27 protein-coding genes are annotated in these 22,743 nt (G+C 59.4%); 8 read left to right on the plus strand and 19 right to left on the minus strand.

Annotated elements, in window-relative coordinates:
- Positions 1–28: 28 nt before the first annotated feature.
- Positions 29–604, minus strand: a complete 576-nt coding sequence (locus tag ACR0C6_RS18145) for a TIGR04282 family arsenosugar biosynthesis glycosyltransferase (protein WP_480447347.1) — start codon at positions 602–604, stop codon at positions 29–31.
- A gap of 3 nt (positions 605–607) precedes the next feature.
- The gene (dapE, locus tag ACR0C6_RS18150) at positions 608–1,747 is read right to left on the minus strand and encodes a succinyl-diaminopimelate desuccinylase (protein ID WP_480620559.1); all 1,140 of its coding nucleotides are present in this window, start codon (positions 1,745–1,747) and stop codon (positions 608–610) included.
- Positions 1,748–1,957: 210 nt separating this feature from the next.
- On the opposite strand from dapE, the gene ACR0C6_RS18155 reads away from it, so the two are divergent.
- On the plus strand, positions 1,958–3,016 hold the full coding sequence (locus tag ACR0C6_RS18155) for a transporter substrate-binding domain-containing protein (protein ID WP_171230558.1): 1,059 nt from the start codon (positions 1,958–1,960) through the stop codon (positions 3,014–3,016).
- On the opposite strand, the gene ACR0C6_RS18160 is transcribed toward ACR0C6_RS18155, so the two are convergent.
- Positions 3,013–3,357, minus strand: a complete 345-nt coding sequence (locus tag ACR0C6_RS18160) for a hypothetical protein (RefSeq protein WP_171119954.1) — start codon at positions 3,355–3,357, stop codon at positions 3,013–3,015. The two genes, ACR0C6_RS18155 and ACR0C6_RS18160, sit on opposite strands and share 4 nt — an antisense overlap.
- Before the next feature lie 337 nt (positions 3,358–3,694).
- Here ACR0C6_RS18160 and ACR0C6_RS18165 point away from each other — a divergent pair, with 337 nt between their 5' ends.
- The gene (locus ACR0C6_RS18165) at positions 3,695–4,198 is read left to right on the plus strand and encodes a hypothetical protein (RefSeq protein WP_480620561.1); all 504 of its coding nucleotides are present in this window, start codon (positions 3,695–3,697) and stop codon (positions 4,196–4,198) included.
- Positions 4,199–4,337: 139 nt separating this feature from the next.
- Here ACR0C6_RS18165 and dapD read toward each other — a convergent pair whose 3' ends face one another.
- From dapD to ACR0C6_RS18180, 3 genes are all read right to left on the minus strand, one after another.
- Entirely contained in the window at positions 4,338–5,165 is an 828-nt protein-coding gene (dapD, locus tag ACR0C6_RS18170) for a 2,3,4,5-tetrahydropyridine-2,6-dicarboxylate N-succinyltransferase (protein WP_171119955.1), read from the minus strand.
- A gap of 108 nt (positions 5,166–5,273) precedes the next feature.
- Positions 5,274–5,873, minus strand: coding sequence for a GntR family transcriptional regulator (locus ACR0C6_RS18175; protein ID WP_480620563.1), 600 nt, complete (start codon positions 5,871–5,873; stop codon positions 5,274–5,276).
- A 44-nt stretch (positions 5,874–5,917) separates the two neighbouring features.
- On the minus strand, positions 5,918–6,829 hold the full coding sequence (locus ACR0C6_RS18180; protein WP_480447344.1) for a threonine/serine dehydratase: 912 nt from the start codon (positions 6,827–6,829) through the stop codon (positions 5,918–5,920).
- A gap of 79 nt (positions 6,830–6,908) precedes the next feature.
- Between ACR0C6_RS18180 and ACR0C6_RS18185 the strand changes: the two genes are divergently transcribed.
- Both ACR0C6_RS18185 and ACR0C6_RS18190 read left to right on the plus strand, forming a co-directional pair.
- Positions 6,909–7,751: an LOG family protein gene (locus ACR0C6_RS18185; RefSeq protein WP_152459318.1), complete on the plus strand. Its 843-nt coding sequence runs from the start codon at positions 6,909–6,911 to the stop codon at positions 7,749–7,751.
- Between the two features lie 3 nt (positions 7,752–7,754).
- Entirely contained in the window at positions 7,755–8,852 is a 1,098-nt protein-coding gene (locus tag ACR0C6_RS18190) for a cystathionine gamma-lyase (protein ID WP_480447343.1), read from the plus strand.
- Here the strand turns inward: ACR0C6_RS18190 and ACR0C6_RS18195 are convergent, their stop codons facing one another.
- The gene (locus ACR0C6_RS18195; protein ID WP_152459320.1) at positions 8,853–9,236 is read right to left on the minus strand and encodes a hypothetical protein; all 384 of its coding nucleotides are present in this window, start codon (positions 9,234–9,236) and stop codon (positions 8,853–8,855) included.
- Positions 9,237–9,396: 160 nt separating this feature from the next.
- Between ACR0C6_RS18195 and ACR0C6_RS18200 the strand changes: the two genes are divergently transcribed.
- The 3 genes from ACR0C6_RS18200 to ACR0C6_RS18210 all read left to right on the plus strand — a co-directional run bounded on the left by ACR0C6_RS18200 (position 9,397) and on the right by ACR0C6_RS18210 (position 12,377).
- Positions 9,397–10,317: a DnaJ C-terminal domain-containing protein gene (locus ACR0C6_RS18200; RefSeq protein WP_480447342.1), complete on the plus strand. Its 921-nt coding sequence runs from the start codon at positions 9,397–9,399 to the stop codon at positions 10,315–10,317.
- Positions 10,314–10,652 carry a hypothetical protein gene (locus ACR0C6_RS18205; RefSeq protein WP_171642075.1) on the plus strand — a complete coding sequence of 113 codons (339 nt, stop codon included), beginning with the start codon at positions 10,314–10,316 and terminating at the stop codon, positions 10,650–10,652. Before ACR0C6_RS18200 ends, ACR0C6_RS18205 begins: the two co-directional genes overlap by 4 nt.
- A 63-nt stretch (positions 10,653–10,715) precedes the next feature.
- Complete coding sequence (locus ACR0C6_RS18210; RefSeq protein ID WP_480620566.1) at positions 10,716–12,377, plus strand: U32 family peptidase; 1,662 nt, start codon at positions 10,716–10,718, stop codon at positions 12,375–12,377.
- A gap of 6 nt (positions 12,378–12,383) precedes the next feature.
- On the opposite strand, the gene ACR0C6_RS18215 is transcribed toward ACR0C6_RS18210, so the two are convergent.
- The 4 genes from ACR0C6_RS18215 to ACR0C6_RS18230 form a co-directional block, all read right to left on the minus strand.
- On the minus strand, positions 12,384–13,001 hold the full coding sequence (locus ACR0C6_RS18215; RefSeq protein ID WP_480620568.1) for a cytochrome P460 family protein: 618 nt from the start codon (positions 12,999–13,001) through the stop codon (positions 12,384–12,386).
- A gap of 285 nt (positions 13,002–13,286) precedes the next feature.
- Complete coding sequence (rlmN, locus tag ACR0C6_RS18220) at positions 13,287–14,474, minus strand: dual-specificity RNA methyltransferase RlmN (RefSeq protein WP_480620570.1); 1,188 nt, start codon at positions 14,472–14,474, stop codon at positions 13,287–13,289.
- A 117-nt stretch (positions 14,475–14,591) separates the two neighbouring features.
- Positions 14,592–14,762 carry a hypothetical protein gene (locus ACR0C6_RS18225; RefSeq protein ID WP_171119963.1) on the minus strand — a complete coding sequence of 57 codons (171 nt, stop codon included), beginning with the start codon at positions 14,760–14,762 and terminating at the stop codon, positions 14,592–14,594.
- Positions 14,763–14,904: 142 nt separating this feature from the next.
- Entirely contained in the window at positions 14,905–15,441 is a 537-nt protein-coding gene (locus ACR0C6_RS18230) for an invasion associated locus B family protein (RefSeq protein ID WP_171119964.1), read from the minus strand.
- A gap of 179 nt (positions 15,442–15,620) precedes the next feature.
- Between ACR0C6_RS18230 and ACR0C6_RS18235 the strand changes: the two genes are divergently transcribed.
- Positions 15,621–16,619: an asparaginase gene (locus ACR0C6_RS18235; RefSeq protein ID WP_480620572.1), complete on the plus strand. Its 999-nt coding sequence runs from the start codon at positions 15,621–15,623 to the stop codon at positions 16,617–16,619.
- 5 nt (positions 16,620–16,624) lie between these two features.
- Here ACR0C6_RS18235 and ACR0C6_RS18240 read toward each other — a convergent pair whose 3' ends face one another.
- From ACR0C6_RS18240 to ACR0C6_RS18275, 8 genes are all read right to left on the minus strand, one after another.
- Positions 16,625–16,945, minus strand: coding sequence for a YciI family protein (locus tag ACR0C6_RS18240; RefSeq protein ID WP_480620574.1), 321 nt, complete (start codon positions 16,943–16,945; stop codon positions 16,625–16,627).
- A 22-nt stretch (positions 16,946–16,967) separates the two neighbouring features.
- A complete protein-coding gene (locus ACR0C6_RS18245; RefSeq protein WP_171230546.1) occupies positions 16,968–17,396 on the minus strand; it encodes an SRPBCC family protein in 429 nt (142 codons plus the stop codon).
- Positions 17,384–17,713 carry an ArsR/SmtB family transcription factor gene (locus tag ACR0C6_RS18250; protein ID WP_480620576.1) on the minus strand — a complete coding sequence of 110 codons (330 nt, stop codon included), beginning with the start codon at positions 17,711–17,713 and terminating at the stop codon, positions 17,384–17,386. Before ACR0C6_RS18250 ends, ACR0C6_RS18245 begins: the two co-directional genes overlap by 13 nt.
- A 42-nt stretch (positions 17,714–17,755) precedes the next feature.
- Positions 17,756–18,634, minus strand: coding sequence for a phosphoserine phosphatase SerB (gene serB, locus ACR0C6_RS18255; RefSeq protein WP_480620578.1), 879 nt, complete (start codon positions 18,632–18,634; stop codon positions 17,756–17,758).
- Positions 18,635–18,670: 36 nt separating this feature from the next.
- Complete coding sequence (locus ACR0C6_RS18260; protein ID WP_480620580.1) at positions 18,671–19,399, minus strand: metallophosphoesterase family protein; 729 nt, start codon at positions 19,397–19,399, stop codon at positions 18,671–18,673.
- 119 nt (positions 19,400–19,518) lie between these two features.
- Entirely contained in the window at positions 19,519–21,114 is a 1,596-nt protein-coding gene (gene serA / locus ACR0C6_RS18265; protein WP_480620581.1) for a phosphoglycerate dehydrogenase, read from the minus strand.
- 64 nt (positions 21,115–21,178) lie between these two features.
- Entirely contained in the window at positions 21,179–22,333 is a 1,155-nt protein-coding gene (locus ACR0C6_RS18270; protein ID WP_171230543.1) for a phosphoserine transaminase, read from the minus strand.
- Positions 22,334–22,528: 195 nt separating this feature from the next.
- The coding region (locus ACR0C6_RS18275) for a hypothetical protein (RefSeq protein WP_480620583.1) at positions 22,529–22,743 on the minus strand (215 nt) is incomplete at its 5' end.

Here is a 22,743-nt window from a genome sequence, read left to right on the forward strand (position 1 = left end):
TTTGCGACCGCGTCATGACCAAAAAGCCTCAGGGGTCAAGATCGGCAACCGTATCCACATCGCGCAGCTGATCAAGCAATGACACCCGACCGCCAGAAATCGAGGCCAGCGTGTCAGCCAATGCGTGTTCCGTCGACCAGCGCACGTTTTGGAACAGATTTGCCGGCAAGGCTGCATATCGTTGCGCGCCGACCAGCCAATAGCCACCATCCGGGGCTGGCCCAAACACCATCTGAGAACGCCCCAATGCGTCGAAAGCACGGGCAATATGGCGGCGCGAAACGCCCGGAATATCCGCGCCGATCAGGCAAACCGGCCCCTTGGGCATCCCGCGCAGCATCCGGCCCATGCGATCCCCCAGATCCCCACGCCCCTGCGCGGCGCGCGGCAGGTCCGCAGGCCAGACGCGGCTTTTCAGACCCTGCTTATCGGGTGAGACGGCCAAAACGATACGCCAGCGGGGATCACGCAGCCGCCGGATCAAGGACCGGGTCTGGTGCCGAAACCACCACGCCGCCGCGACCATGCCGATTTCTCGCCCAAGCCGCGTTTTGACGCGGCCCGGTTGAGGTTCCTTCACCATGATCACCAATGTGCGCTGCATGGATCAGGCGAAATAGTCGGTCAGGATGCGGCTATAAATCGATTTGAGCTGCTGGATCTGGGCCACCTCGACGCACTCGTCGACCTGATGCATCGTGCGCCCGACCAGACCGAACTCTACAACCGGGCAATGGTTCTTGATGAAACGCGCATCCGACGTACCACCGGTCGTCGAAAGCTCGGGCGTTGCGCCTGTTTCCGCTTCTACCGCTTTGGCCACCAGATCCGACAGAGGCCCCGGCGGGGTCAGAAAGCTTTCGCCTGAAATCTTGATTGCGACATCTATTTCAACGCCGAACCGAGCGGCCACCTGATCTGCTTCCGACTTCAGCCAGTCACTCAGGCTGGCCCCGGAATGCAGATCATTGAAACGAATATTCACCGTTCCCTTGCACTGCGCCGGGATTACGTTGGTGGCCGCATTCCCGGTGTCGATTGTCACCACTGCCAATGTCGAAGCATCGAAGTGGTCCGTGCCCTGATCCAGTTCGTGCCCCGCCAGCCGATCCATCAGCCGCGCCATGGCTGGCAACGGGTTTTTGGCACGATGCGGATAGGCCGAATGCCCCTGAACACCGGTGATGGTAAACCATGCGGTCATCGACCCGCGACGGCCGATCTTCATCATTTCGCCCATCTTGTTCGGGCAGGTCGGCTCTCCCACCAAACAGACAGACATATGTTCATTCGCGCCGTCCATGTAATCCAGCAAGGCGGTCGTGCCATTCAGCGCGTCGCCTTCCTCGTCGCCGGTGATCGTCAGGATGATGGCTCCGTCAGGCGGGGTGTCGCGCACGAAATCGATTGCCGCCGCCGCAAACGCCGCAACGCCGGATTTCATATCCGTTGCCCCACGCCCATACATCACACCATCCCGTATTTCGGCCCCGAAAGGCGGCATCGTCCACGCGGCCTCGTCGCCGACCGGCACAACATCAGTATGGCCGTTGAACCCGAAACTGCGCGGATGGCCTTTCTGACCCCACCGTGCGAACAGGTTGCTGACGCCACCACGGTCGACACGCGTGCATTCAAACCCCGCATCCGCCAGCACCGATCCCAGCAGAACCAGCGCGCCACCCTCGGCAGGTGTGACCGATGGGCAACGGATCAGATCGGCTGTCAATTGGACGGGGTCGGTCATGCAATGGCCTCTGGAACTGTATCTTTCGCGGGTTCGCGCACAGATTCAACGAATTGGCCGGTTTTCCAACCCCAATTCGCAAAAATATCATTTCACCCGACTGCGCAGATATCAAAGCGACACCCTAACAAATCATGGCGGTTTACCCGGCGACCATCTTGCCGCCCGCCGCACAATCGCGTTACAGGGCCGCGAAACAGGTGAATGAAAATGAAGCGCGCATTCTACGCACTGATCTGCCTGACTTTCGCCGTCCTCGCGCAGCAGAGCATGGCACAGTCTCTAACGGTTACGACGGTGACCCGCCCCCCGTTTTCTTATGTCGAAGACGGTGCGGAAACCGGCTTTTCGATGGATCTGCTCGCCGCGCTGGCAGAGGCGCTGAACTGGGACTATTCCATCAATCGGGTCGATTCATTCTCGGAAATGCTGGAGGCGGTTCAGAATGGGTCCGCCGATCTTGCGGTCGCCAATATCTCGATAACCGCGCTGCGGGAAACGCAAATGGACTTCAGCCAGCCGATCTTTGAGGCGGGCCTACAGATCATGGTGCCATCGGAAGCCGCGCGCCAGCCTTCGTTGCTGCATGCGCTGCTCTCAAAAGAGTTGTTTATCGCCATCGGCCTGGCCTTCGCCATTCTGTTGGGCGGCGGCATGTTGATGTGGAGCTTTGAACGTAGTGCTCAACCCTATTTCGATCGCAAGCTAAACGAGGCATGGTTTCCCTCGTTCTGGTGGGCGCTGAACCTCGTCGTGAACGGCGGGTTCGAAGAGAGGATGCCGCGCACGCCGTTCGGCCGGCTTCTGGGTGTCGTTCTGGTTGTTTCGTCACTGTTCATCGTGTCCGTTTTCACGGCCCGCATCACCTCGGTCATGACCGTGGATGCGATCACAGGCAGCGTGAATTCGGTGAATGACCTGTATGGCAAAAGTGTCGGGACAATCACAGACTCGACCGCGGCAAGTTTTCTGAACCGGCGTGATATTGAATTCACCGGCTATCCCGGGCTGGAGCAGATGCTGGATGCGTTCCAGTCCAAACAACTGGATGCCGTCGTATTCGACGCGCCAATCCTGTCCTACTATGCGGCCCATGAAGGTCGGCGAACGGCGTCGATGACAGGCGGCGTCTTCCTGCGCGAGAACTATGGCATCGCTTTCCCGACCGGGTCGCCTCTGGTCGAAGATGTCAACCAGGCCCTGCTGTCATTGCGCGAAGACGGAACCTATGACGAAATCTATCGCAAGTGGTTCGGTATGCGGAACTAGGCCTGCGCCTCGTCTCCGAAGAACGGTGTCATCTGCGCGACGATCACGGCGTTTTCATCCAGGGCACGCTGCATCAGGGCACGTTCGTCAGGTTCGATTTCATGTCCCTGTGCCTCACGCTCGGCCAAGGTCCCGTACCCAGTGACATCCAAAGGCGCGGTGTCGGCCTGCTTCAGAATAGCCACCGTCTCGCGCACGGCCTCGGCTTCGTCCACGCCACTGGCGTAGCAGATCAGTGCCGCCCCGGTCGCACCGTCGGGCAGCCCGTCGCCATCCTTACGGCCGATCTGGACCAGAAGGGTATAGACTTGCTGACGTGAGGGCTTCTTGCGCTTTTCCATGGGCCCTGCATTACGCGCGGTGTTTTGAAGGGTCAACTGCTTCCATCGTTCCTGGCTTTGAGTATGGGATCTTACGCAGCCCCTTGCCCCGCCCATAGGCACTGAGGACTTGCAGAAATGCGACTCAGCAAAGCCCTATTCTCGTTTTCGCCCAAAAATTGAGCAGCGTTTCAATTCCAATCCCTGAGTTGAAACGGGCACATTTTTGCCACATTTTGGCCTCAATTTTAGCCATTTCCTGCTGGGTTCGACGCGTTTCCTGCCTTTCACAGCGATGAAGAGAAGCCAACTCTAAGATGCAGCCACTGCGTAAGTCATTTTTTACAGGAGAATTAAAATGAGTGTTCTGTCCAAGTTAATGATGACAACTGCAAGTGTGATTGTGCTTTCCGGAGTACCTTCTGTCGCCGTGCTGTCTTTTGTGACGCCAAGTGCAGCTTACGCCCAAGACGGCGGCGGTGAAAGCGAAGGCGGTGGCGATAGCGAGAGCGGTGGCGACAACGAAGGCGGTGGCGATAGCGAGAGCGGTGGCGACAACGAAGGCGGCGGTGATAACGAAGGCGGCGGCGATAACGAAAGCGGCGGCGACAACGAAAGCGGCGGCGATAACGAAGGCGGCGGCGATAACGAAAGCGGCGGTGATAACGAAGGCGGCGGTGATAACGAAGGCGGCGGCGACAACGAAGGCGGCGGCGATAACGAAAGCGGCGGCGACAACGAAAGCGGCGGTGATAACGAAGGCGGCGGCGATAACGAAAGCGGCGGCGACAGCGAAAGCGAAGGCACGGAAACCAACGCAGGAAACTCAGAAGTTGACGCTATGCAGGGTGAAAATCGCTGACCCACACAGAGCGTTCGTCCGAGCCTGGACACAATCTCGGGACCGGCTCTGACCAAGGTTCGGTCGCATAGGTCAAACACCCCAAAAACTGGAAAGGCCGGAGCGGGTCAGCTCCGGCCTTTCTGTACAACCGGGGCGATCAGTCCCGCAGCAATTCGTTGATGCCGGTTTTCGACCGGGTCTTTTCATCCACCCGCTTCACGATCACCGCGCAATACAGGCTGATGTTGTTCTTTGACGGCATCGAACCCGCAACGACCACGGAATAGGGCGGGACTTCGCCATATGTCACTTCGCCGGTTTCCCGATCCACGATCTTGGTTGATTTGCCGATGAACACGCCCATCCCCAGAACCGAGCCTTCGCGGACGATGCAGCCCTCGACCACCTCGGAGCGCGCGCCGATAAAGCAGTTGTCCTCGATGATGGTCGGGCCGGCCTGCATCGGCTCCAGCACGCCGCCGATGCCTACACCGCCCGACAGGTGGACGTTTTTGCCGATCTGCGCGCATGAGCCGACGGTCGCCCAGGTGTCGACCATGGTGCCTTCATCCACATAGGCGCCAAGGTTGACGAAGGACGGCATCAGCACCACGCCCGGCGCGATATAGGCCGACTTGCGCACAACGCAGTTGGGAACCGCGCGGAACCCGGCCGAGCGCCATTGATCTTCACCCCAACCGGCGAACTTGCTGTCCACCTTGTCCCACCAGCCGCCGTCCTGCGGACCACCGGTCTGAATTTCCATGTCCTTGATGCGAAAGCCCAGCAGAACCGCCTTTTTGGCCCACTGGTTCACGTGCCAGTCGCCGTTTTCCAGCTTTTCGGCAACACGCAGAGACCCGCTGTCCAGCGCGTTCAGCGTGTCTTCGATCGCTTCGCGTTGCTCACCTGCCGTGGCGGGTGTGATCGTGTCGCGTGCCTCCCAGGCGGCTTCGATGGCGGCTTCCAGTTGCGCGTTGGACATGGGGCGTCTCCCTACAGAATCTGTTCATGTTGGTTTGGCCTATACGCAAGCCGGGCCAATGGCGCAATGCGACGAACACGGGCCGTTTTGCGTCTGAAAGGCCCGCAATCAGCTGGCGCGGCGTATATGTCGGGTCAGAATACCTTTTGCCGTGCTCAGGTCCTTCCGCCTGAGCGCCTGAACAAGTGCGGCGTGATCCTTGTCAGTTTGCTGCACCCATTTCGACCGCCAATGCGCAAACAAGTGGCGTGCGCTTGCGATATGCAGATCGTCGATGGTGTGCAACAGACGGGGCAGCCCGCATGGTGTCAGGATGGCGCGATGGAATGCTCTGTTCAACGCCTCCCATTGGGGCATCGTTTGCGCCTCGTCACAGGCGATGCGTGCGCGATCGATCTTGTCCAATGCGACCGGAGACATGTTCTGCACCGATTGCTGCAACGCCAGTGTTTCCAGCACCACACGCATTTCGATGACCTCTCGCACCTCTGCCGGGTCCAGCGCCGTGACCCGCATGCCCCGGCGCGGCTCGTGCCGGGCCAATCCATGCGCCTCAAGCCGCAACAGGGCTTCCCGCACCGGAACATGGCTGGTGTCAAAGGTGCGGGCAATATGATCCTGCCGCAGCTTTTCCCCGGCGCCCAGCTCTCCGGTGATGATTTGCTGGCTGAGGTTCTGGTAAATCGTGTCCGAGATCGTAGCGGTCATAAATTATAGATAAAATCTACGACAGCTATCCTCAACCAGATAATTCACCCCGCAAGCGGGTCCGGCGCAATGTTCGCGCCGCACACCAGAACGGCCACGCGCTCGCCCGGTTCGGGCCGATACACGCCCGAGGTCAAGGCTGCCAACGCCGTGGCGCCCGCCGGTTCCACCAGAATACGATGCGCCTGCCACAGCATCTTCTGCGCCGCCGCGATGGCGTCATCCGACACCAGAACCGACGTCATCCCCTGTGCCAGGTCGAAACAGATCTGCCCGATCCGGCGCGCACCCAGCGCGTTTGCCGCGATCCCGGATACGGAAACATCCACCGGTTCACCGGCCTGCAACGCCGCATTCAATGCGCAAGAGGTCTGGGGTTCGACCGCCACGACCTTGCGCGCTCCGTCGAACCAGGCCAACGCGCCGGCGATCAGCCCACCCCCGCCCACGGCGACCAGAACCGTATCTGCCTGTAGACCCTGCGCATCCCATTCCGCAAAGCAGGTCCCCTGCCCCGCCACGGTAGCCGGCGCATCATAGGCGTGAATCTGCATCGCGCCGGTTTCCGCTTCATGCGCCTGCGCCTGTGTCAGCGCATTGGCGTATTCGCCGGGCACAACGCTCAGATCCGCGCCGGTTTGCCGGATCAATGCGATCTTGGATGGCCCTGCCAGTTCGGGCACGAAAATCTTGGCCGGATACCCAAGCGCCTGCGCCGCAAAGGCCGCCGCTGCACCATGATTGCCACCGGATGCAGCCACGACACCTGCATCGGGTACGTCGAGGCTCAGCAACGTATTGAACGCACCGCGCGCCTTGAAACTGCCGGTGTGCTGCATGTGCTCCAGCTTCAGCTCAATGGGATGGCCCGGAATTCGGCTCTCGATCACCGGCGTCACCTGCGTATGTCCGGCGATACGATTCCGCGCCGCTGATATTTCGCTCTTCCAATTCATTCTTGTCTTTCCGTGACTGGCACTCTGCCCGCGAACCCTATAGCTGTTTGGAAAACACGCAAGCAGGGATCGATCACCCATGAGAGAAGACCGCCACAATCCGTTTCGCGATGCGCAGACAGATCGCTCGACCGCGAGCGAAGTGCCGGACACGCCGCAGACGCGATCGTCCGCCTATCGCCTTGCCTTTGCCGATGACGAATTCCTGTGCCGGGACGAGCTGCGCCCGGTGCGTCTGCAACTGGAACTGTTGAAACCCGAGATGATCATGAGCGAACGCGAGATCACCTCGACCATCGTGATGTTCGGCGGCGCGCGCATCCCTGAACCATCGCAGAAACACACCGCACGAACGGAAACGCTGGCTGGTCTGTCGGCCTATTACGACGAGGCGCGCGAGTTCGCGCGGCTGATGACCGTGAAATCGAACGAGACCGGCTGCCGTGAAAACGTGATCGTCACGGGCGGCGGCCCCGGAGTGATGGAGGCCGGCAACCGTGGGGCACAGGACGCGGGCGGATGCTCTATCGGGTTGAATATCGTTCTGCCGCACGAACAGGCCCCGAACCTTTATGTGACGCCGGATCTCAGCTTCAACTTCCACTATTTCGCCATCCGCAAGATGCATTTCCTGATGCGCGCCCGCGCCATCACGATTTTCCCCGGCGGTTTCGGCACAATGGATGAGCTGTTCGAATCCCTGACCCTGATTCAGACCGGCCGGATGGACCGCGTGCCCTTCCTGCTGTTTGGTCGCGAATTCTGGGAAAAGGTCATCAACTGGAAAGCGCTGGCCGATGCCGGAACCATCTCGGACGAGGATCTTGATCTGTTCCGCTTTGTGGACACGGCGCAGGAGGCGGTCGAGATCATCGAAAACTGGGAGCCCGCCCCGCCCCGCGACGAAATTCCGGGGCGCTGAACCATGGCACCCAAGACCGGAGAGATGCTGCATCTGCGTGGAAATGCCCTGAGCAAGGGCGAACCCGTAGCGCTGCCGCTGACCCAAAGCAGCATGTACCACCTGCCGGGCACCCCGGACGGGCGGGCGAGTTACGGTCGGGTGGACAACCCGACTTGGGTGCATCTGGAACATGTTCTGTCGCATTTGGAGGACGCGCCCTGCCTCAGCTTTCCCTCGGGCATGGCGGCGATTTCCGCGGCACTGTTTGCCACCGTAAAGGCCGGATCACGCCTGCTGATCCCCTCCGACGGCTATTACGTGACGCGCCTTTTGGCCGATCGTTTCCTGTCGCGGCTGGGTGTGATCGTTGAAGAACGCCCCACCACCGCCTTTGCCGAAGGCGGTTTTGACGGGTTCGATGTGGTCTTTGCCGAAAGCCCTTCGAATCCGGGGTTGGACATGATCGATCTGACCGAGGTGGCGGATCGGGTGCGCGCTGCCGGGGGCATAACCATTGCCGACAATACGACGATGACTCCGCTGGGTCAGCGTCCTCTTGATCTGGGCATCGATGTGGTCGTCTCGTCCGATACCAAGGCGATGGGCGGGCATTCCGACATGCTGATGGGCCATGTGGCCAGCCGCAACGGCGACATCATGGAACGGGTCGGGGAATGGCGGAAAGTCTCTGGCTCCATACCGGGGCCACATGAAGCATGGCTGCTGCATCGCGGCCTTGAAACGCTGGACGTTCGGTTCGACCGGATGTGCAGCTCGGCCGAAGTATTGGCCGAACGCCTGGCGGCACATCCCGCAGTGAAACAGGTGCGCTATCCCGGGCTGGCCGATGACCCGTCGCACAAACTGGCGCAAGAACAGACCACACGTTTCGGCTTTCTTCTGTCCCTGACGCTGAACAGCGAAGACCAGGCCGAAGCCTTCATCAACAATTGCCCGCTTCTGCGCCCGGCCACGTCATTCGGAGGCGTCCACAGCTCGGCCGAGCGGCGCGCGCGCTGGGGCGACGACGTTGATCCGGCCTTTATCCGCCTGTCCGTCGGGTGCGAACCCGTGGAAGAATTGTGGCACGCTATCGAAGCCAGCCTGAACGCTGTGTGATTACTTTTTGGGCTCACGCAGTTCTTTGAACACGTAGATCGGCAGCACCACGCTGGCGATCAACGCCCCCAGCCAGACCAGCAATGTTGCCGCAAGCAGGTTCGAAACCCCGCCAACGGTCAGCCCGGCAGCAATCAGGTCGGTCACGAAAAGGCCCACGAAGGTCACGATCAGGGCGATCCCACCCTTCAGGGCGGGCGCTTTCTTTTCGCCCAGTTTCAGGATCAGGGGTTCAGCGACAACTTGTACGACGGTGAAGACTATCACCACCACGATGAACGAGATCGGCTTGATCGCAAATCCCGACAATATCAGCGCGGCAAGCAACAACCCAATGGCATTCCCGGCCAGCAGGGCCAGGGCGGATTTTATTCTGCGTGACATGCGGCGGTCTCCGTCATTCGACAATTATAAATATGCAGATACTATCAGGTCTGCGGGATTTTACGAAACAATTCAATCGCCTCTTTCGTTTTACCCGTTGAAATCTCATGGTAGAACACCTTCATCCTGATCAGACCCGTCCTTGACCTGAGAGAGTGATATGAGCGACGACCCCTACACCGTTCTTGGTGTCTCGAAGGACGCCAGTACAGCCGAGATCAAAAAAGCCTACCGGCGTATCGCCAAGGATTGCCATCCGGATCTGAAACCGGGCGATGACGCGGCTGAGGCCAAGTTCAAGGCCGCCGCGGCTGCTTATGATCTGTTGAAAGATCCTGAAACACGTGCGCGTTTTGACAACGGGGAAATAGACGCCTCGGGTCAGGAGCGCCCGCAACAGCAGTATTACCGGGACTATGCCGAGGCCGCTGGAAACCCCTATCGCGGGCGTCAGGCCGATCCCGACGACATGTCAGACGTCTTCGCCGAGTTCATGCGTGGTCGCGGCGGTTTTGGGGGCCAGCGCGGCCACCAGTTTCACGCACCGGGTCACAATCTGAACTACTCGCTTCAAATCAGCTTCCTGGACTCCGTGTTCGGCGCCAGTCAGAAATTGACCTTGCCGGATGGAGACCGGATCGAGGTCAAAATCCCGGCCGGGATCACCGACGGCCAGACCATCCGGTTGCGCGGCAAAGGCGCGCCGGGATATGGCGAAGGCCCTCCGGGTGACGCACTGGTGACGGTTTCGGTCGCCAAGCACCCGGTTTTTGAACGTCAGGGCGATGACATCCATATCACGCTGCCGATCACGATCGACGAGGCCATTCTGGGCGGCAAAGTCCCCGCCCCTACGATTGATGGCGGCGTGAATGTCAGCGTACCGGCGGGCACCAGCAGTGGTAAAACCCTGCGATTGCGGGGCAAGGGTGTCAAAAAACGCGGCTCATCCGAGCGTGGGGATCAGTTGATCGAACTGACCGTCTCGATGCCCGACAAAATCGATGACGATCTGAAACAGTTCATGGAGACCTGGCGCAAAACACACAGCTACGACCCGCGGAAAGGAATGCCGTCATGACCCTGACCGAGAAGGAACTGATCGAAACCGTCGCCCGACTGACCTCGGATCGGCTGACCGAATATCTGGCGGCCGAGATTGTGATCCCCGAACAATCAGACCAAGGGCTGATCTATCACAGTATCGACGTCGCCCGTCTGGAACTTGCCTGCGAGTTGCACGAACAGTACGACATGGAGGCAGATGCACTGTCGATGATGATCTCGCTGATTGATCAGATGCATGGGCTGCGGGCCGAACTGCGCGAAGTTCTGAACGCGATCGAGACGCAACCCGAGCCTGTGCGACAGCAACTGGTCAAGGTCATCGGTACAGCGCGATTCCGTCGCAGATAACGGGGTTTTGGACTCGAAACATTTGGATTAGAAGGCCGGCTTGATCCTTTTACAAGTGGCGCCATGACCCAGTTCAGATCTGAATTGCTGATGCCTGCGGGCAATCTGCGCAAGCTGAAACTCGCTGTCCTTTACGGGGCGGATGCGGTGTATCTGGGCACGCCCGATATGTCGCTGCGCACGAAATCCGAGTTTTCGCTGGAAGAGGTGATCGAGGGTGTCGAGTTCTGCCACAGCCATGGCCGGCGCGCCTATCTGACGCTGAACCTGTTCTCGCACAACAAGGACATCCCGAAGCTGGACGAATATATCGACACGGTCCGCAAAGTGCAGCCGGACGGGTTGATCATCGCCGACCCCGGCGTGTTTCAGTACGTGCGGGACCGCGCGCCGGAACTGCCGCTGCATATCTCGACCCAGGCCAATATCTGTTCATGGCTGTCGGTGAAGTTCTGGCAGGATCAGGGCGCGGAACTGGTGGTTCTGGCGCGCGAGGTTTCCTACCCCGAACTGGTGGAGATCCGTGAAAAATGCCCCGACATCAAGCTCGAGGCCTTCGTCCACGGTGCCATGTGCATGACCTATTCGGGCCGTTGCCTGCTGTCGAACTTCATGGCGGAACGCGGCGCGAACCAGGGCAACTGCGCCAATTCCTGCCGCTGGAACTATGCGCTGAAACTGCGCCTGAAGGATGGCACCCATCAGGAGCTGCGCATCACCGAGGAAAACGCCGACCTGTTCGAATTCCTGCTGGAAGAAGGCTGCCGCCCCGGCGATCTGATGCCGATCGAGGAAGACGACCGCGGTTCCTACATCCTCAATTCGCGCGATCTGTGCATCATGCCAAAGCTGGACGAATACCTGAAGATCGGCGTGGACAGCCTCAAGGTCGAGGGGCGCGGCAAGTCGGAATATTATGCCGCCATCGTCGCGCGCGCCTATCGCATGGCCATCGACGATTACTATGCCGACCCCCAGAACTGGGACCCGAAACCCTATATGCGCGAGTTGGAGACCGTGGGAAACCGCGGCTACACGCTGGCCTTCCACGAGGGGCGGCTGACCAACTACGCCCATGATTACGAGCACACGGCGTCCATCGCGCAGTGGGAATATGCCGGGATCGTCACCGAAGTGACCGAGGATGCCTTTCTGGTCGAGGTAAAGAACAAGCTGGAACCGGGCGATGTGCTGGATTTCGTCTCGCCCATCTCGCGCGAGACGGTTCTGCTGCGGGTCTATGATTTCGAACGCGCATCCGATGGTGCGCGGATGGACGTGTTGCATGGCAGCACCAAAACAGTGATCCGCCTGCCCTTCACCCTGTTCGACCACGAGGATATCGACGATCTGCGCGCCCGGTTCCCCGTCTATTCCGTTCTGCGCAAGGAACGCGCCCTGACCGACGAACACTGGAGCCGCATCCGCTTTGACAAGCTGGTGCAGGGTTTGGAAACCTCGGGCCGTGACAACCCTGGCGCCTATGCCCGCCGTCGCGACGCCTTGGTTGAAAAGATCGGCGAAGACGGCACCGAACGCCGTTTCAAAACCAACCGCATCGGCACCGAGGGTTGCTGTGGCAAAGGTTGCAACGGCTGCTTGATTTTCTGGCAGGACGACAAATACGCGCTGGCCCGTGAAGTTCTGTCAAAGCGCAAGCAGGGCGAACAACTCAGCCGCCGCGAGGCAACGGAACTGAAACTGCCGGGCGCACAACAAGCCTGAGCCGGCTCAGTCGCGTGTTCGATACTCTTCCGGCACGTAAAACGTATAGTCCCGGTCTGCCACCTGTTCGTGGCAGACATGGCAATAGGCCACGGCACCGGCGCGGTCGCCCATAGTGTCCCCAAAGACCGAGCCGTCCGGCAAGACCATGATGTAACGCCAATCCGCCGTGTCCGGGCTGGCTTCTTCTGCCAGTTTCTCCATTACGAACATGGCACCGGGATGCACGTGACCTTCATCCGTCACGGTCATGCTGTCCTTGGCAAGAACCGACCCCATGGGAAGTTCTTCACCTTCCTGCAATGTCGCGTAGTTATGCGCCATGCGATTGGCATAGCTGTTCACATACCTTTGCCCGTGGGTCGCCGAAATATAGGGCGCATCGTTGAAAAGCGGCCAGCTTTGGTAGTTGAGGATCAGGTCCAGTTGCGCCACGGCGTAGCCACGCGCCATGCGGCGATTGAGGGATCGGTAGTGTTCCAAAGCCTCTTGTTTGCTCAACTCGGCAGGGTTTTCGATTGCGATATGAGCGTCCTGGCCGTCAGCAAAGGCCAAGCCTGAACCCGAGACGATAGCAAACGCAGCGGCACCAAAACGGATGATCGAAAAAGAACTTGCATTCATAATCGTGGCCCACCTGAAATTCAGTTCACCTGAGCGCTTTCTGCACCACTTGGAACAGTCTAGCGGAATCGCAAAAACTCGCCATCTCTGACCCGGACACCTCACCGGCTTGTGCATCGAATTGAAGAGGCAAATTCAGCGACGGGCACGAGAAATATAGCAAATTATGCATGTGGTTTCAGCATCTGAAACATTAAGTTTGAACAAAACAATTGTGACGTGCAGACAGAGCCAGAAAACACTTAAGGCGCGATCTGATCAAGCCTGGCCCAGATGGACCAAACCCTATCGGCTCAGACCCGTTTCGGCCTCGATTTGTTTGCGTGATTTGCGCGCCCGTTCGGTCGCCGACTTCAACTGACCGCAAGCCGCCATGATGTCCTCACCGCGTGTCTTGCGGATGGGCGAGGCATAGCCGGCCTGATAGATGATGTTGGCGAAAGCACGGATGCGGTTGTTCGAGCTGCGCTTGTACGGTGCGCCGGGCCATTCGTTGAACGGGATAAGGTTGATCTTGGCCGGAATGTTGTGTCGCTTGATGTGATCGATCAGACGACGCGCATCTTCGTCACTGTCATTCACACCGTCCAGCATCACATATTCAAACGTGATCCGTTCGGAATTCGAAGCATTGGGATAGCTGGCCAAAGCGGTCAGCAGTTCCTCGATATTCCAACGTTTGTTGATTGGCACAAGAACGTCGCGGGTTTCATCTGTGGTGGCGTGGAACGAGATCGCCAGCAGGCACCCGATTTCCTCTGCCGTGCGCGCGATCTCGGGCACCACGCCCGAGGTCGACAGGGTAATCCGCCGGCGCGACAGAGAAATGCCCTCGGGGTCCATGGCGATCTTCATCGCGTCGCGGACGTTTTCGAAATTGTAAAGCGGCTCGCCCATGCCCATCAGAACGATGTTCGACAGCAGGCGGGTTTCGTCCTTGGGTGCGCCGGGGGTTGGCCATTCTTCAAGATCGTCGCGCGCCATCATGATCTGGCCGACGATTTCTGCGGATGTCAGGTTTCGTACAAGTTTTTGGGTTCCGGTGTGACAGAACGAACAGGTCAGCGTACAGCCCACCTGAGACGAGATGCACAGGGTTCCGCGATCTTCTTCGGGGATATAGACCACCTCGACCTCATGCCCGCCGGCGATGCGGCACAGGTATTTGCGGGTACCATCCTCGGACACCTGACGTGTCACCACTTCGGGGATTTCGATCACGAAATGCTCGGCCAGTTGTGCCCGATAGGCTTTGGCGAGATTGGTCATCTGGGCAAAATCGCGCACACCCCATTGATAGATCCACTGCCAGATCTGGCCGGTGCGCATCCTGGCCTGTTTCTCGGGCGTGCCGTGTTCAATCAAGGTGGCGCGCAACCCGTCGCGCGTAAGGCCGACAAGGTTGATCTTCCCGTCGGGCAATTTGCGCGGGATGGTCATGACGTCTTGGGTGATCGGCGCTTTGGGCGACATTGGCGTATCTCAAAGGAATCGGGCTTGGGATGCGCCTCTATATAGGAACCTGCGCAAAGATCAAAAGGTTTCCTAAGCCGGCAGGCCCGGCACGATGCACATGCCGGGCCTTTTTGATCAGTTTACCGGCGGCGGTGTGTAGCAATCACTGGCGTCCAGGGTCTGAACCGGATCTTCCGGGCCACATTGCTCGCCCGATATCGGATAGGAATCAGCGTTCTTCTCGCAAGCGCTCAGCACGGCGACGGATGCGGCAAGAACCAGAGTGATCCAAGTTTTCTGTTTCATCACGATGTCCTCTCTAGGTGGCTGAACCACTTAGTTCACATTGCCGAGTGCGAAACTTTGATACGGATCAAAACTGGCAGATGACCAGACGTCAAAAGCCCCGCTATGAGGCGGGGCCTTTTCAACACTCGACGCGACAAGATCAGTTGGTGCAGCGCTTTTCAGCGTCTTCAATCGCTGCGGTAAAGCCCAGCAGCGAGAAGGTGTCTTTCGTCTGCGTCCCGCGCTCGGACCGGGCGGTCAGAACAGCCTCGGTTCCGCGCTTCAGGGCGGTGATGATCTTGGCATCATCCGCATCCGATGCGGCCCAGGCCCATTCGCCTTCTGTGAACAGTTCGAACTCGGTCCCGTCCACATTCAGGTTCACCGTCGAACCCGCGGCAAACGGGTAGCCGCCGGTAAAGGTCAATTGGCCTTTCACCTCGGCATTCGGGCGATAGAACACAAACAGCAGGATATCGCTGCGCCGTACGGAAACCACACGTCCACCGCGGGTGTTTACGGTTTCCTTGGGTGCCGAGACGCTCCAGCATTCGGTGGGATCGTCTTCGACAAAAACGCTCCAATCCGTTTTTGCAGCAACGCGGTTGGTGCTTGTCGCCTGTTGGGCGATTGCAGATGTTGCGGCGATGCCTGCCACACACAGGCCCGCTATCGTGCGAACGAGCATTGATCCCATTTGTCCAGCCTCCTAGCTCGACCCTTACCTCATACCCATCGGACACGTCTGCGAACCCTGCCGGTTCGTCTATTCGTTTGCGTCTTCCGATGATTGCCGACATACACACACTAACGCAGATTTCGCCACAGGCGAAAGGGCGATTGGCAGAATTTTGCGCATAAATTTCGGAGGTCCAGATGACGCAGCCCGTACCCATGACAGAACTTTGGCGCGGCCCTCTGCTGGAAAGTCTGCATCTGGGTCATGCGGTTATTTGCGATGACACAGGCCAGATCGTGCGCAGTTGGGGCGACCCGCAATCCGTCATATACCCGCGGTCATCCGCCAAGATGATTCAAGCGCTTCCGCTGGTCACATCAGGGGCGGCCGCGAAATACGGGCTGACCAGCGAACACCTCGCATTGGCCTGCGCTTCGCATAACGGGGCGGCAATCCACACGGATCGCGTGACGGCGTGGCTGGACCATCTGGGGTTGAACGAGCACGATCTGCGGTGCGGCCCACAGGAGCCCGCCGACACCGCCGCGCGCGACCGGCTGATTTTGGCGGACGACACGCCTTGCCAGATCCACAACAACTGTTCCGGCAAGCATTGCGGCTTTCTGACTCTGGCACAGCATATGGGCGCCGGGCCGGAATACCTTGAAATTGATCATCCGGTGCAACAAGCCTGCCTGTCTGCCGTCGAAGAGACAACGGCCGAGACCAGCCCGGCATACGGCATCGATGGCTGTTCCGCCCCGAATTTCGCCACATCTCTTTTCGGTTTGGCACGTTCGATGGCTTGGTTTGCTTCAGCCGCAGACCGGTCCGACCGTTCCAGCGATGCAGCGATGCAGCTGGTGGCCGCGATGGTGAAACACCCGGAACTTGTTGCCGGTGAGACCCGGGCCTGCACCGAACTGATGCGCGCGATGAACGGACGTGTGGCCATCAAAACCGGGGCCGAGGCCGTGTTCGTGGCCATCATCCCGGAAAAACGCATGGGCGTTGCACTGAAGATCACCGATGGCACCACCCGCGCCAGTGAATGCGCGATTGCCGCCATTCTGGTAAGCCTTGGCGTGCTGGAGGCCGATCACCCGGCCACCCGCAAATTCATGAACGCCACGCAATACAGCCGTCGCGGGCTGGAATGCGGCGTGATCAAACCTGCACCGGGTTTCCCCGACTAAGGTCCTCACATCTCGATTTCGTGGATTTCGGCCACTTCGACCGAGCCTGTCCCGTTGACGACCATCGGACAGCCCTTGGCCATCTCGGTCGCAGCGTCGATATTGTCAGCCTTGATCACCGTGAAGCCCGAGGCCGGGTTTGCGCCGCCGTTTTCGACCACTCCGTTGTTGCTGACGGTGTAAGACTGCCCCACCGGGTTTCCGGGGATGTCGAGGGCCCCGCCCATATCCTGAAACCAGGCGCCCCAGGCCGCCATGGTCGCCTCGATCTCGGCGGGGTCAGTCGGGGTGTGACCCCCGTGATAGACAAACAGAAACTTGGGCATATCGCTCCTCCGTGACAAAAACCTAAGTGCAAAGTGCTTCGAGTTTGCGCAGCGAAGACGTCCAACCCTGAGTGTGGTTCGCAGCTGCTTCGGCATCGGCCAGTTCACGGTGGTCCAGCACAAGGCGGGCACCGTTTTCGGTTGCGGCAACGGAAAGGGTCACGTGGCTTTCGGCACCGCGTTGATCCTGATCGTCATGCCAACCCCATGTAAAACCCACCGATTTAGGCGGGTCGACATGCGTCACGTGGCCCGAGACCTTGTATTGCTGGCCCTCGCCATTCTCCATCACCGAGTACCAAGGACCGGTACGCGAGAAATCCAGGTTGTGGTCCGGCACGTGCATCCCCTCGGGGCCCCACCACTGAAGCAATCTGGTGCCGTCACTGATCCAAGCAAACAGTTCTTCGGGACTTACGGGGAATTCCCGTTCCAGTTTCAGGTCGGCCATGAATTCTCCCTTTCAATAATATCACTGAGACGATCCAGGCTGCCTTCCCAGAATTGCCGCTTGGAAATCGTCCAGTCGGCAATCGCCCGCAATCCTTCGGGTCGGATGGAATACATGCGCTGGGTTCCTTGCACGCGCTGCTGCACCAACCCGGCCTCGCGCAGCACCTTGAGGTGGCGCGAAATCGCGGCGCCGGACATGCCGCGCCCGTCGATCAGATCACCGGCAGGCAGTTCGCCCTGCTCCATCAGTTGCTCGACAATCGAGAACCGGGTGGCATCGGACAAAGCGGAAAACGTGGTCAGAAGTGTGTTCATACCCCTTATTTAACACAAATGTTAAATAAAAGATAGCCCTGATCAGCCGCCTACGAAATCGGCGCGGCTATACCCTTGCAGGTAAAGCAGCGCCGTCAGGTCGCCGTGATTCACCCGCACATCACATTGTGCGGCCACCGACGGTTTGGCATGAAGGGCAACCCCGGTCCCGGCCCGGCCAAGCATTCCAAGGTCATTGGCCCCGTCACCCACGGCGATCACGTCACTTTCCGACAGGCCAAGCCGGGCCGTAATCTGCTCGAGCGCTTCGATCTTGGCCTGACGCCCCAGAATAGGACGCGCGACGTCTCCGGTCAGCTTGCCATCTTCCGCCAGCAAAGTGTTGGCACGGTTTTCATCGAATCCCAAAAGCTCTGCCACCCGCGCGGTAAAGGCCGTAAAGCCACCGGATACCAACGCTGTATAGGCCCCGTTTGCCCGCATCGTCGCCAGCAATTCCCTGCCTCCGGGCATCAGGGTGATCCGTTCCCGCAAAACTTTGCCGATGACGCTTTCATCCAGGTGCTTCAGCAAACCAACCCGCTCGATCAGGGCACCTTCGAAATCAAGCTCTCCGTTCATGGCGCGGGCCGTTATGTCCTTGACCCGGTCGCCAACGCCGGCCTCATCCGCCAGCTCGTCGATGCATTCCTGCTGGATCATCGTGCTGTCCATATCGGCCAGCAGCATCTGTTTGCGCCGTCCTTGCGCAGGTTGCACGATCAGGTCCACCCCCATCCCTTGCAGGTCTGCCCAAACGTCCCAGCGATTGTCGGGGATGGCGTTCAACTCGAACTCTGCCGCCTCATCCGGGTTGAGCCAGAAAATGTCCCCGCCACCCCACGCATTGCGCAATGACTCGGGCAATGCGCTGTCCAGCGAAGGCGCTGCCGGATTGGTCAGCAAAGTGGCCACATACATATTCAATCTCCAAATTTCTTGGCCGGGCGAGGTGATCTAGGGGGTCAACGGCAAACGGCCCTGATCGGTCAATTCCCAGCAGGTCTGCCCTTCGAACACCGCGACACCCACCGGGCGCCCATATCCGGCACCTGTGTCCAGATTGACGCGATTTCCATAATGCGTTGCCCGGTCTACCGGAGTATGGCCATGCACGATCAGCTTGGGATGCGGGCCCCGATGAGCATGAAAATCCTGCCTGATCCAGACCAGGTCGTTGTCCCGCTGCGCGTTGAGCGGTACGCTTGGGCGAATGCCTGCGTGAACAAAGGCAAGCTGGGGCGTCTGATGCATCAGAACCAGATCCCGCAAAAAGGTCAGGTGCGATTTCGGCACCGCCGCCTGCGCCATCCGATGCAGATCTTCCAGACGAATCTGGCCTTCGAATTCCACCCCATAACTGCGCAGGGTCTCGACCCCACCCAGCCTTTCATGCAGCCAATGGTACCCGACAAGCAAATGCGGATCGTGACGCGGCGTATCCTCCATGAACCAGGCGAACATGCGATCATGGTTGCCCAGCAGAGTGATCCAGTTCAGGCCTGCATCGCGCCCGGCAATCAGACGCTCGATCAGCCCGCGGCTGTCCGGGCCGCGATCCACGTAATCACCCAGAAACACGATCTGGGCGTCCGGGCCGCCATCGCCCCGGATCAGAGACAGCGCGCGTTCCAGCTCGGCCACCTGCCCGTGCAGATCACCAACAACGTAGACTGGCTGTGTCATAGATCCTCCGACGGTAAGGTTCAGCTCGCTTGTGCCGTAGATTGCAGGCTGAGAAAACAAAGGACCCGGGCCTTCGGTCAACCGGGTCCTTAACTGTTTCTCAAACTCAACAAGCCACGTCAGGTGACATCAAATTCCAGCGGCTTGATCTGCGTGAACAGACCCGTTTCCGCCAGCTTGGCGCGTGCCTCGGCCGGAACGGGTTCGTCGACATAAAGCAACGCAATCGCTTCTCCGCCGGCCTCGGATCGACCAAGGGTAAAGTTCGCGATGTTGACGTTGTTCTCGCCCATGGTCTGCCCCAAAGCACCGATGATGCCCGGCACGTCTTCGTTGGTGGTGTAGAGCATATGGGCACCGACCTCGGCGTCGATATTGATGCCCTTGATCTGGATGAACCGCGGCTTGCCGTCGCTGAACACGGTGCCACCGATGGAACGCTCGCGCTTGTCGGTCACAACGGTGACTTTGATATAACCTTCGAAGGCACCCGATTTGTCCTGATTGGTGGTCGAGATCTTGATCCCACGTTCCTTGGCGACAACCGGGGCCGACACCATGTTCACCTCGGGATTGAACTTTTTCATGATCCCGGCGACCACCGAGCAGTTCAACGCCGCCAGATTCATTTCAGCGGCCACACCGTCATACAGGATATTGATTGCCTTGACCGGCTCATCCGTCATCTGGCCGATGAAGCTGCCCAGATGGCCGGCCAGCTTGATCCACGGCCCCATCACCTTGGCTTCTTCCGCCGTCACACTGGGCATGTTCAAAGCGTTCTCGACCGCACCTGTCAGCAGATAGTTCGAGATCTGCTCGGCCACTTGCAGCGCCACATTCTCCTGCGCTTCGGTCGTTGCCGCACCAAGATGCGGCGTGCAGACCACGTTGGGCAGATTGAACAGGGGGTTGTCCTTGGCAGGTTCTTCACTGAACACGTCAAACGCGGCACCCGCAACGTGACCGGATTGCAGCGCCTCGGCCAAGGCCTCCTCATCGACCAGACCACCCCGAGCGCAATTTATGATGCGCACGCCTTTCTTGGTTTTGGCGAGGTTCTCGCGGCTCAGAATATTGCGGGTCTGATCCGTCAGCGGCACGTGCAGGGTGATGAAGTCGGCGCGGGACAGCAACTCGTCCAGCTCAACCTTTTCAACGCCCATCTTGGCGGCTTTCTCTTCGCCCAGATAGGGGTCATAGGCGATGACTTTCATCTTCAGGCCAAGCGCGCGCTCGCACACGATGCCACCGATGTTCCCCGCACCAATGACGCCGAGTGTCTTGTTCGTCAGCTCGATCCCCATGAATTTGGACTTTTCCCACTTTCCCGCATGGGTCGAAGTCGAGGCCTCGGGGATCTGCCGCGCCACGGCAAACATCATCGCAATGGCGTGTTCGGCAGTGGTGATCATGTTGCCGAATGGCGTGTTCATCACGATCACACCTTTTTTCGACGCCGCTTCCTTGTCGATATTGTCAGTGCCAATTCCGGCGCGGCCGATCACCTTCAGCTTGTCGGCTCTTTCCAGAATGGTCGGCGTGACCTTGGTGGCCGAGCGGATGGCAAGACCGTCATACTGGCCGATCACCTCGGCCAACTTATCCTTGTCCTTGCCCAGATCGGGCATGAAATCCACGTCGATGCCGCGATCACGGAAGATCTGAACGGCGGTTTCGCTGAGTTTGTCGGAAACGAGTACTTTGGGAGCCATGTTTGTGGTCCTTGAATGTATTGAGAGGTCCGGGCCGATGCGGCCCGGTAAAGATGGGATGCGATCAGGCGGCTTCTGTCTGCGCCGCGATTTCGGCCTCGAAGGCCCAGGCCAGCCAAGGCAGCATCGCTTCGATGTCCGAGGTCTCGACCGTACCGCCGCACCAGATCCGCAAGCCCGCAGGCGCGTCGCGATAGGCCCCGATGTCCAGCGCGACATTCTCGGATTCCAGCCGTTTGGCCACAGCCTTGGCAAAGCTTGCGCCGTCCTGAATTCGGGCATCGGTGAATTTCAGACAGACGGATGTGTTCGACCGCGTCGCTGCGTCTTCGGCCAGGTTTTCGATCCAGTCGTTCCGGTCGCAGAACGCATGCACGGCATCGGCATTGGCGTTCGCGCGGGCAATAAGGCCCTTCAGACCGCCCACCGAGCGCGCCCAATCCAGTGCAAACAGATAATCCTCAACCGCCAGCATCGACGGCGTGTTGATCGTCGCCCCCGTGAAGATGCCTTCGATCAGCTTGCCACCCTTGGTCAGGCGGAAGATTTTCGGCAGCGGCCATGCAGGGGTGTAGCTCTCCAGACGTTCAACGGCGCGCGGCGACAGGATCAGCATCCCATGCGCGGCCTCACCGCCCAGAACCTTCTGCCAGCTGAAGGTGGTCACATCCAGCTTGTCCCAGGGCAGGTCCATCGCAAAGGCAGCCGAGGTTGCGTCGCAGATCGTCAGACCCTGACGATCATCGGCGATCCAGTCGCCATTCGGCACGCGCACGCCCGAAGTCGTGCCATTCCAGGTAAATACGACGTCATTGGCGAAATCGACCGATGCCAGATCCACGATCTGTCCGTAATCGGCGGTCTTCACCTCGGCGTCGATCTTAAGCTGCTTGACCACATCGGTCACCCAACCGGACCCAAAGCTTTCCCACGCCAGCATCTCGACCTTGCGTTCGCCCAATAGCGACCAAAGAGCCATCTCAACCGCGCCCGTGTCCGAGGCGGGAACAATGCCGATCCTGTAATCTGCCGGAATGCCCAGCACCTCGCGCGTGCCTTCGATGGCCGCTTTCAGCTTGTCCTTGCCAACGGCGGCACGGTGCGAGCGTCCCAAGGCGGCATCGGCCAGTTTGGTCAGATCAAATGTGGGGGGTTTGGCGCAAGGGCCCGAGGAGAAACGCGGATTGGCCGGCCGCGTCGCCGGTTTTTGAGTGCTCATCTGTATTACCCTTCCAGATACACGCCCCTCGTTGGGGAGGGGTGTCCCACGCACAGAGCTATGAGCCCTTCGCACCCGCAGCAAGCGAAAAAGACGCTTCGCTGGGTAAAAACGACATCCCAAAAGGGCTCAAATCAGAACATGAGTTTCCGATTGGCGAAAAACCCCGCCGAAACTCGGCGGGGTTTTTTGATGTTATTCCGCGGCGTCTGCGTATGCGTCCATTGGGGGGCATGTGCAGACGAGGTTTCTGTCACCGTATGCGTTGTCGACGCGGTTGACGGGGGACCAGTATTTGTCGACGCCCATGGAACCCGGGGGGAAGCAGGCTTGTTCGCGGGTGTAGGGGCGGTCCCAGTCGCCGACCAGATCGCGCACCGTGTGGGGGGCGTTTTTCAGCGGGTTGTTTT

The sequence above is a fragment of the Ruegeria sp. AL12 genome, assembly GCF_056540885.1.